This is a genomic window from Sorangium sp. KYC3313, assembly GCF_052075895.1.
In the GTDB taxonomy this organism is placed as follows: domain Bacteria; phylum Myxococcota_A; class Polyangia; order Polyangiales; family Polyangiaceae; genus Sorangium; species Sorangium cellulosum_B.
In genome coordinates this window covers 8,182,014-8,191,847 of record NZ_CP197255.1, presented here as the reverse complement: position 1 = coordinate 8,191,847, position 9,834 = coordinate 8,182,014, and the positions used below count along the sequence as shown (strand labels likewise).

At 69.4% G+C, this 9,834-nt stretch carries 4 protein-coding genes; all 4 read right to left on the bottom strand.

Annotated features, from left to right (window positions below; genetic code table 11):
- Position 1 precedes the first annotated feature (1 nt).
- From ACSRUE_RS31530 to ACSRUE_RS31515, 4 genes are read right to left on the bottom strand one after another with little or no spacing between them, the layout of a single operon-like run.
- On the bottom strand, positions 2 to 1,030 hold the full coding sequence (locus ACSRUE_RS31530; protein ID WP_441286829.1) for a hypothetical protein: 1,029 nt from the start codon (positions 1,028 to 1,030) through the stop codon (positions 2 to 4).
- The gene (locus ACSRUE_RS31525; RefSeq protein ID WP_441286828.1) at positions 1,027 to 1,695 is read right to left on the bottom strand and encodes a hypothetical protein; all 669 of its coding nucleotides are present in this window, start codon (positions 1,693 to 1,695) and stop codon (positions 1,027 to 1,029) included. The genes ACSRUE_RS31530 and ACSRUE_RS31525 overlap by 4 nt, the downstream gene beginning before the upstream one ends.
- Entirely contained in the window at positions 1,688 to 5,389 is a 3,702-nt protein-coding gene (gene pglX / locus ACSRUE_RS31520) for a BREX-2 system adenine-specific DNA-methyltransferase PglX (RefSeq protein WP_441286827.1), read from the bottom strand. The genes ACSRUE_RS31525 and pglX overlap by 8 nt, the downstream gene beginning before the upstream one ends.
- A gap of 13 nt (positions 5,390 to 5,402) precedes the next feature.
- Positions 5,403 to 9,824 carry a protein kinase domain-containing protein gene (locus ACSRUE_RS31515; RefSeq protein ID WP_441286826.1) on the bottom strand — a complete coding sequence of 1,474 codons (4,422 nt, stop codon included), beginning with the start codon at positions 9,822 to 9,824 and terminating at the stop codon, positions 5,403 to 5,405.
- Between the last annotated feature and the right edge of the window lie 10 nt (positions 9,825 to 9,834).

The following is a 9,834-nucleotide window of genomic DNA, read 5'->3' as shown; positions in this document are numbered from 1 at the left end:
CTCAGGCTGCGTGGGCGACGGACTCATGGGCCGCGACGTTGCGGCTCGCCAGCAGGGTCACGAGGTCGACCACGTTTCGCGTCGAGTGCGCCGTGGTGGCCGACTCGCCGAGGCCGGCGAGGTACAGGATGTCGAGCGTCGGCTCCTTGCCGGCCAGGAGCGCGGTGACGAGGAGCTGAGTCGCCTTGAGGTTCTTTCGCAGCCCCTCGGAGGGCGCCTGGGTGAGCCCGGCGTTGGCCGCGTCCAGGGCGCGTAACCATCGCTCCTTCGGGGCTGTCGCCTTCTTCGCGAGCTCGATCTCCGCGAGCGCGTACATGAGATACGTCTCGGCCCCGAGCTCGTCGGACGAGCCGCGAACGCGACCGAGGATCTCGTCGGCGGCCTCCTCCGGAAGCGATCGAGCCGCCAGCAGCAGGCTCATGGCCTCGAAGCGCCGATTCTCGGGATCGAGGCGCCGCGCTTTTCCGAGCGACGTCCACGCTCCCTTCCTGTCGCCCATCGCCTCGAGGAGCCGGTAGCTCGCCCACCAGAAGCTGATCGCGCCGGGGAAGGCTTCGAGGACCCGCTCGACATCGCGGTGGACCGCGCGTTGTTCCTCCTTCGTCGGGGGGACGAGCGCGCCGCTCCCCCGGAGTCGGACCAGGTGGGTGCAGCCTGCAAGGAGCTTCCTGAACTGGCGCTCGCTCTCTTCGTGGCGCGGACGAAGGCGCGCGAGCATGGCTGTCGCGGTCGTCCCGTCGACGCGTCCCAGGTCCTGGAGCACGTGTCCCCAGGCGCCGCCGGCTCGCGGGGGGTCGCGTCCCTCGACGAGGCACCAGCATTCCTCGATCGAGGCGGCGAGGCGCGTGGAAGGCGGGCAGCGTGGCAGCGCATCGACCGCGCGCCGCTCGATCCGTGCCGCTTCATGGAGCAGCACGCAGGCTTCGAAGGTCGGGGCCGCGCCGCCTTCGGCCAGGTGAGCGGTCGCTCGCAGCTTGAGCTTGCCGCTCGTCGCCAGGTTGAGCTCGTACACGTCGGTCACCAGGGTCATGGTTTCACCTGCTCCATGATCGCGATCCGCGGCGAGGCGCACCAGAGCGAAAGGTGCGCCTCGGCGACGTCGCTCCGCGCCTTCAGCTGCGACAGCTTGCCGAGAGACGTGGCCGGGTTCGTCGTGGCCGGAGCGCCGTTTCGGACCTCGATCAGCTTGGATCGCCCGCCTGTGGAGCGCCCTGCGGTCTCCACGCCTCGAACCGCTCCGGGCGTGACGTCGAACAGGATATCGGGCGGGAGGCCCTTGCGCATGTGCTTGATCCTCGTGCCCGGCATCAGCACCGACATCGCTACGAACGTCAGGCCATAGGCCGCGAGCTCGGTGACATGCTCGCGCTGTACCGTCCTTCCGGTACGTAGCCTGTGCGCCCGATCCGCGACCGTCGCGTCCTGGGCCTGCAAGCTGGCGACGTTCCAGCGGAGCTCGATCGCCACGAGCTGCATCGGGGCGCCTGCCACGGTGTGCTCGACCAAGAACGCGAATGGCTGCGTGGACCTGGCCTTGCTCGTCCCAGGCACCCAGGCGAGCACGGCGGGGATCGCGTCGATGACCCAGTCGCGATCTTGATCGGTGTAGAGCTGCTCCAGGGCATAGGCGTGCGAGGCCGTCGCGACGGGCGTCTTCCGCGCCCGAGGATGCGAGGCCTTTCTCGTCTTACTCATCCGCCGCGCTCTTCTCGGTGTCCACGTCCGAGGCCTTCTTGTGCTTGCCGGCGGCCTTGCCGCGCCGCTTGGCCTCCGGGCGCCAGGCGCGGAGATCGTCGCGGGTGATGCCGAGGCTGCGGCACTCGCCGTCGAGGAAGCCGTCGAAGAAGTCGCCGAGGCGCATGCCGGAGAACTCCTCGCTGGGCTCGTTGTGCCACTGTTTGATCCAGGGGAGCAGCTCGAGCAAGCCCGCGAGCATCGGGGTGAGGCGGTCTTTGCCCCAGGCCTCCTCCTGCTTGCGCTTCTGGTAGAGGGCGGCGAGCGCCTGGGCTTGCTGGAGGTGGTTCCAGCCGGCCCAGCCGTAGACTGGCTCGCCGTCTTGATCGCTCTCGCAGCCGGGGTAGCTGATGAAGCGCTCCTTGGGGACGTCGAGCTTGCCGCGGAGGCTCCAGGTCGTGGCATCGCGGTAGTCTTTGGAGTCGTACTTGGGCGGGACGGGAATCTCGCCGACCTTCTCACCTGCGTCTTCGGCGCGCTGAAGCTTCCAGGTTTGCTCCCAGAGAGCGCGCTTTTCGAGACCAGGATCGGTGTAGCGGTAGGCCGAGAGAAAGGGGACCGCCGCGGTCGGCAAGAGCATCTCCTTGCTCGCCTGCTGCATCCCATCGCCTTTGCCGAGGAGCTCCGCCACCTCGCGAAGCGCGGTGGCGTTCCGCAGCGCGCTCTGCACCAGAGCCGTCGCGCGTTGCACCTCGACCGTGCCAGCGATGATCTGCTCCAGCGCGGTGACGACGGAGAGTCGCGCGGACGCGCGTGTTTCGGCCTCGAAGTCGCGCACCGTCCAGCGGCGTTTGTACTCGGGCTGCTCCAGGAGGCGGATCATGGGATTCCGATCGATGATCTGGATCCTGGCTTCGAGGAGACGCAGATAAGAGGGGGCGTAATTCTCCTTGATCTCGGAGGGCGAGCGGTAGCCGTTGCGGCTGAACCAGGAAGTCTTGGTCTCCGAAGTCAGCGTGTCGCGAGCCAGGACGACCTCGAACGGGCGATGACCGGGGAAGAGGCCGCGGCGGTGGACCTCTTCGGGGCGCATGTTGATGAGCCTGGGGAAGCCGGGGACCCCGATTTCCCGGGCCGGTAGGAGCAGCGCGAGATCCTCTTCGGTGAGGAGACCAAAGGCTTCGTAGACGAGCCAGTCGAGCTCTTCTTGCAGGGAGACCATGCCGGCGAGGGTGAGCTCGGCGAGCTGGGCGGAGCTCGCAAGGGTGTCCGCGAGCGAGAGACCGGCGCCCGGGGTGTACTCGGCGATGCGGCGGGCCGGCATGCAGGCTTCGCGGGACGCAGCGTATTCCTCCATCTTGCGCGCGATGTCCGAACCGCGCTCGACGATCTGGAGCGGGAGAGTGGAGAGCTTGGTGCCGTCGAATTCAAATCGAGCCTCCCAGGCTTCATCCTGGACACCCCGGCCTATTCCGCTCCCACCCTTGTTCATCATCGATTGCTTCATCCAAAAGCACGCCGTCGAGCTGTTGAGGTACGCCAGCAGCCCGAGGTGGTCGTCCTCGGTGGCGGTCTCGGGGAGCTTGATGATGGGCGCTGACTGCTTGAAGACCTTGCCGCCGCGGTCGAGGACGAAGTGGTTGTGCGTGGCGACGAAGGCGAATGTGATTGTTTGCGGGGTACGCAGCTTGTCTGCAGTCAGTCGACCGAACTCGTACCATTTGAGTCCACTTTGGATTTTTCTCTTGCCGCCGAATAATATGTTGTTCGACAGGTTTGTTCGGTGGGGCCATAGAGCAGTTAAGGTTGGGTCTGATGGCCTTATGGGCAAGAGGTTATCGTCGTAGGGAAAGAAGGCGTCGTCAACTTTGCCGATGGACCAATCGCGAATCGCCTCTCCAATAACCATGGCCCGGAGCCGCGTCTCGGGAACGTTAAGCCTTAGCCACGCTTCCCTTGGTCGAAGGTAGACGTCGTCCTCGAGAGTGAATGACGCGATTCCTATGTTGTCTGTGATTTCGCCCAGGCGCGCCTTGGCTCGTTCCTCAAGCAACTCCTTGAGCTCCGCCGCGCCGCCGCCTCCGAGACTCCACGGGTGCTTCGCGAGCGTTGAACGCGCCACTCGGGCTACCGAAATATAGTCGTTCTCGAAGCCTATCTCGCTCCAATGATCCGCGATGCTCCGCCAAACGAGGCCTTGCGCTGGGACCTCTGGGGTCGTGGGCTCACCGCGCTTCGCCAGCACGGTCAAGGCGTCAGTCCCCTGGGCTGCCTCGCCGGTCCCGAACAGAAGGACCGTTGGCGTTCCATGTCCGGGAATGTACGCCCCTGAGGTGTTCACGATCAGCTCCAGGTTCACCGTCGGTAGATACTTCTCGATGAGCTTGTTCCCGAACTCGCGCTTCATGAACGAATTCGCCGTGATCATCCCGACGCTGCCGCCGTCGCGTGCCAGCTGGAAAAAGCGTTGCGCAAATGGGGCAGCGAGCGAGTATTTCCCCGCGGCAGACTCATACATCTCGCGGTACCGCTCCCGAAGCACCGCATCCTTCACCGTGATGTACGGCGGGTTCCCCACCACCGTGGCAAACCGACGGTGCAACACATCCCGCGCCGCCCCCTCGTCCTCCAGCGCATACGCCTGGCCTTCCCAACGCTCCGCCGACTGCCCCTCGAGTTCCAGAAAGCTCGCCTGGGGCGCCTGCGCGTTATGAAGCAACGAATCCGCGACCACCAGATGCAGCGGCAACGCCGGCGCCCCCGCGAGCCGCTTGAACCCCGCCTTCTCCAGGTACGCCAGCGTTAGCCGGAACCGCGCGATCGCCACCGCATACGGGTTGATATCCGCCCCATACACGGCATTGAGCGCCTTCCGCGCCGCCTCGCGCTCGCCCAGCCCCGGCTCCGCGTGCAGCCGGTGCTCGTAGAGCCGATCGAACGCTCCGAGCAGGAAGTGCCCGCTCCCGCAGGTCGGATCGATCACCGTTGTCTCGTTGAGCCCGAACCGTTCGATCGCCGGCTCCAGGGTCCTATCCAGGATGAACGACTCCACGAACCTGGGCGTCTGGAGCAACGCATACCGCTTCTGCACCACCTCGTTCAGGTCCTGGTACAGATCCCCGAGAAACCGCGTGTCCTCCTGCCCGAAGCGAAACGTCGGCGCCTCCGGATCCGGCAACCGGAACAGCCCGAGCAGCGCCTTCGCCGCCTCCGCCGAAGGCGTCAACAGCCACACCGGGTTGTGCTTCGCATCGAACAGGTCCCGCGCCGCCGGGAAATGGCTGAGCTCGCGAAAGACCGTGAGCAGGTAGTCCCGCTCCCCGAGTGACGGTGCCAGTTCGAAGAAGATCCGCTGGCTATCCGCCGCGCCCGGCCCCGCGAGCCGCGCTCCGCCCAGGAGCCCCCGGTCCTCCAGCGTCCGGACGAAGACGCACGAGAGCAGCCACGCCGCCGCGACCTGGTCCACCAGGTTCGTCTGCCAGACGACGAACGGATCCGCTGTCCGACGCTGCTCTTGCTCGATCTTGTGCCGCGCTTCGAGCGCCGCGGTGACGGCCTGCGACCCTTTCGCCCTTTTGAGCAGATCCTCGGCGAGCTGCTTCAACACCGGCCTCGCTGCCGTCAGCAATCGGGCACTGTCGAGCGGCGCCTTCGGATCGCTCTGCCCTTCAATCTCCGTGGGGTTCTTCTGTGTGCTCTTGCGTCGGGCGGCCATGGTCGGTTCGCTCTCAGGCGGCGGCGTTGTGTTTGTTGGTGAGCCAGTAGGGTGAGACCCACAGCCCGTCCGAAGGCAGGATCCCGCGGATCGGGAGCTCCTGGTTGATCAGCGGCACTCCGCCCGCGTCGTGCGCCGGCACGAGCAGGAAGATCGCCGCCGCGTCGCGCTCCTTCGAGGCCTCGATCAGCCGGCTCAGGAAGCCCGTGAGCCGGTAGCGCGCGAGCAGCCCCGGCGACACCAGCACCAGCGGCTTCCGTGGCGGCAACAGCCGATCGGCCACCTCGGCCGCGGCCAGCTCCGCGAGGTGGATCAGGTTCGGCCACGTCGCCCCCGCTGGCCCCTGGCGATCAGCGTCGTGGACCACCGCCGGGTTCACCCCGAGCTTCTCCATCTGCCGCTTCATCGCTCCGATGAGCTCGGTGTCGAACGACGTCGGCTCCGTCCCCGCGCGGCGCGCCAGCATCAGCGCCGCCTGGCTCGCCGAGTCCGCGAGCACGCCCAGCACCCGGAACAGCCGGCGGTCGAGCGCGTGGGCGATCTTCTCGTCGAACGCGCGGGCGTGGATCGCCTCCGCATCCATCGCGAGCGGCTGCCCCGTCGGCGCCGTCGGCAGCCGCGGCAGCGCCACGCCCGTCGTCGCATGGCCGGTGCGCTGGCCCTCGCCCGCCCGGAGATAGCAGCCCGCCGGCCCGTTCCAGACCAGGTCGTGCGCCTTCAGCAGCGCGTCGAGCTCCGGTCTCTCCGGCAACGCCGCGGCGTCCGGATAGCGCGCGCTGACCCGCTTCTGGATCTCCTCCGGCGGCAGCCCGCTCACCAGCACCGCCGCGCTCAGGGCCAGGGCGCGCTCCGGCGGCAGATCCCGCGGGTAGATCTCGAGGCGGGTCGAGCGCGCCGCGTACCGGCTGGCCGCCGCAGCGATCTCGGCGAGCCGCTCTCCGGCCAGCGCCGCGAGCGGGGTGTCGCGGACCACCTCGGCAAAGCAGCGCGCCGCCTCGCCCGGCGACGCGAGGATCGCCCGGCCCGCCAGCTCGTCGGCGACGCGCCCCAGCGCCTCCACCACGGTCTTGAGCGCCTCGTCGGCGAGCGCCCAGATCGAGCCACCCGAAAGGCGCATCACCTGCAGGCGGCCGGGATGCCCGTGCTCGACCTCATCGATGATCCGGAAGAGCGCCGCCGCACGGGCGCGGGAAAGAGGCTCCGCGACCGCCCGATCGTGCGGGAGGCGCGCGAGGATCGCCTCGGCCGCGCGCGCGATCGGGAGGGCGCCGCCGGTCTCGTCGAGGAGGGCGTGGCCGAGATCGCGCAGCTCGCCCAAGGCGCCGTGCTTCGCCCAGGCCGCGCGTGCCGCCCCGAGCGCGAGGTAGATGTTCGCAGTCGTGACCTTGTGGTGGGCCGAGACCTCGCGCACCGTGACGTCGAGGCGCGACGTGAACGGCTCGGCGAGGCCGTAGAGCGACGTCAGGTACGCCGTCCGCTTCTTCGTGGCGGGCAGGAGGGCGGCGATCCATGCCTCGAGCGTCGGCGGGCGGGTGCGATCGCCGGCGGCCCGGCTCTCCCGCTCGATGAGCTGGGTGAGCTCCGCCGTCTCGAACCCGGCCCGCCGGACGACGGCGTTGACCTGCGCGGCCGGCGCCGCGGCGACGGCGAGGAGGCCGTGGAGCCCCGCGTCGCCGAGCGCGGCCACCAGCGCCGGCGCGAGCTTCGTCGTCGCGAGGTGGACGTCTTCGCCGCGGTAGCCGGCGGCGAAGAACGGCGTCGGCGCCACGGACGCGAGCGCCTCGAGCGCCTTCACGCGGTTGCGCAGGCCGAGGATCTCCACCGCGACGCGGCGGCCGACGCCGCGCACCGACGAGATCCGGTTGTCGGGGAGCTCCAGCAGATCGCGGGCGGACAGGACCCCGGCCCGATCGAGCGCGTTGCGCGCGCGGGCGGAGAGCGGGAGGGCTTCCACCGGGGTCTCGGGGCGGATCGCGGCCAGCTGCTCCGGCGTGAGCTCTACCGGCTCCGGGGCCGCGGTGGCCTGCTCGGCGGTGGGGCTCCGCGCCGCGCCGGCGGCGGCGTCGGCGGAGGGGCCGGCGACCGGCGCGACGGTCGTGGCCGCGGGCGCGTCGAACCCCGCCATCGCCACCCAGGCGCGCCGCATCTCGCGGGCCGAGGAGAAGCGCAGCTCGGCGTCGGGGGTGAGCGCCTTCTCGAAGAAGGCCACGAGTCGGTCGCGGACGGCCGGATCGAACCGCTCCGCGGCCAGCGTGGTCCTGGGGACGGCCGCGCCGTCGGGCGACGCGCTCTCGGTCACGGTCGGCCGCACGCCGGTGAGCATCTCGTGGAGGGTGACCGCTGCGCTCCAGCGATCGGCGGCCGGATCCCAGGCGCCGCGCTGGCGCAGGAACGGGTCGCGGTACGCCGCGGTGCCCACGCCGAGCTCGGTGAGCGGCGCGAGGCCGAGCGAGAAGTCGAAGAGGGTGAGGTGCACCGCGCCCTTGCCCGGCCCGCCGACACCGACGTTGGCAGGCTTGATGTCGCGGTGGATGATCTTCTTGTCCTCGAGCTCTTCGAGCGCCGAGAGCAGGTCTTCGCCAAAGCGGCTGGCGTAATCGAGCGACACGGTGCCTTCGAGCGCAAGGAAGCGCTGGAGCGTCTGCTCGCCCGCGAACGTGAGGAGCAGGCACGCGCGATCGGCGATCGAGCGCTGCTCGACGACGCGGACGATGCGCGGGTGCTCGAGCTCGCGGAGTATCCTGGCCTCCTCGACGAGGCGCTCGTCGTGCTCGGGCGCGAGGCTGACCTTGAGCGCATAGATCCGGCTGTCCGAAGCGCGGAGGACCTGGAGCGCGCGGGAGCTCGCGCCATAACCGAGCACGGCCTCCACCACGAGGCCGCCGGCGAGGACGTCCCGTGCGCGGGCCTCGAGCGGGTCGAGCTCGATCGCCTCTGGCACGGGTGCCCGGGGGGTGATCTCTGCGAGGAGCAGCTCGATCCACTCGCCGGCGTCGTCGTAGCGCAAGGGGACCGAGCGCTTGGTCGCGGCGATGATCACCTCGGCCAGGTTCCTGGTGTCGACGTCGTCGTCGACGGTGCGCGGATCGAGGTGGTGCTCGCGGGCGAGGCGGGCGTCGAGATCGATGACGCTCGCCGCCGGAGGCCGCCCCGTGAAGATGAAGTACGCGAGCGCGCCGAGGCTGAAGACGTCGGATACGGGCGTCGGCCCCCCGGCTTCTTCGCGCAGCTCGGGCGCTTGATAGACCGCCCAGGGCGTCGAGGTGAGCGCCGACCAGTGGACGGTGCTGCGGACCTGCTGGCCGGCCCCGAGCTGAAAGTTGAAGAGGCACGTTTGCAGGAGGCCTGCCGAGTCGCGGCGTACGAGCACCGCGTGCGGGCCGAGCGCGCCGTGGCGGACGTCCTTCTTGTGGCAGTAGGCGAGCGCGCGGGCGATCTGCTCGACCAGGGTGACCCGCTCGGGGAACGGGAGATCGGCGTTCTGGCGGAGGAACGCGTCGAGCGGCACGCCGCCTTCGAACGCGTCGAAGAGGACCGTGGGGCCGAGCGGAGCGTCGGTGATGTAGTCGACGAAGGTGAGCACGTTCGGGTGCTCGCGGACGCTGTAGAGGAGCTGGGACTCGCGGTCGGCCGCGCGTCGAAGCGACTGGCGGCGCGCGACGGTGGTCTGCTGCGGGACGAGGTAGACGCGCGCCCGGCGATTCAAGCCCGGGGTGTCGCGGTGGGTGGCGAGGCGGTCCTGGTAGCCCGAGGGAGCCGACGCGTCGTCGTCGGCGCCGCCTGCCTGGAAGATCCCGTCGTCGAGCAGCGGACCGAGCTCGTACGCGCCCGCGTAGAGCTTGCCCTTGCGCTTGCGGATGCCGATCGCGGCGAGCGCCTGGGCGATGTCCGCGGCGAGCGGGTGGTCGATACGTTCGGCGCGCCAGCCCGGCGGGGCACCGGGAAACTCGTGCCGGGTGAGCGCGGCGAGGAGCTCTTTGCGACCGACGACGGCGAGGCGGCCGTCGCTCCCGAGGCGCACCTCGGCCTCGGGGCTGCTGAGGAAGATCAGCGGCTCGACCCGGGGAGCCCGGTCCGGATTCTTCATCTTCGAGCGCAGGCGGCTCTTGAGGATCTTCGCTTTGAGGTTCGCGAGGCGGAGCGGCGGCTCCATCCAGCGTCGGAGCCCGTCCGGCGGGGTGCGGTACCAGTCGACGACGTCGCCCTCGTATTTGCCGGGACCGCTCTTGATCTCGACGAGGTAGAGCGCGGAGTACCCGAGCACGAGGAGGTCAATCTCGTAGAGGCGCCCGGTGGTCGGCTCGAGGAGCTCGACCAGGCCCCAGACGCGGTACGGATCGGAGCTCGGCAGCTCGCTTATCGCGAACTGGATCGCCTCCACCTCGTGGGCGTGGGGCGACTCTCCCACCAGCTCGATTCGTGAGGTTGCGAGCATGTCGAGCTCC

Bases quoted from the DNA above. Each gene is read 5' to 3' on its own strand.
- ACSRUE_RS31530 (WP_441286829.1), bottom strand. From the start codon at position 1,030: ATGACCCTGGTGACCGACGTGTACGAGCTCAACCTGGCGACGAGCGGC.
- pglX (WP_441286827.1), bottom strand. From the start codon at position 5,389: ATGGCCGCCCGACGCAAGAGCACACAGAAGAACCCCACGGAGATTGAA.
- ACSRUE_RS31515 (WP_441286826.1), bottom strand. From the start codon at position 9,824: ATGCTCGCAACCTCACGAATCGAGCTGGTGGGAGAGTCGCCCCACGCC.
- ACSRUE_RS31525 (WP_441286828.1), bottom strand. From the start codon at position 1,695: ATGAGTAAGACGAGAAAGGCCTCGCATCCTCGGGCGCGGAAGACGCCC.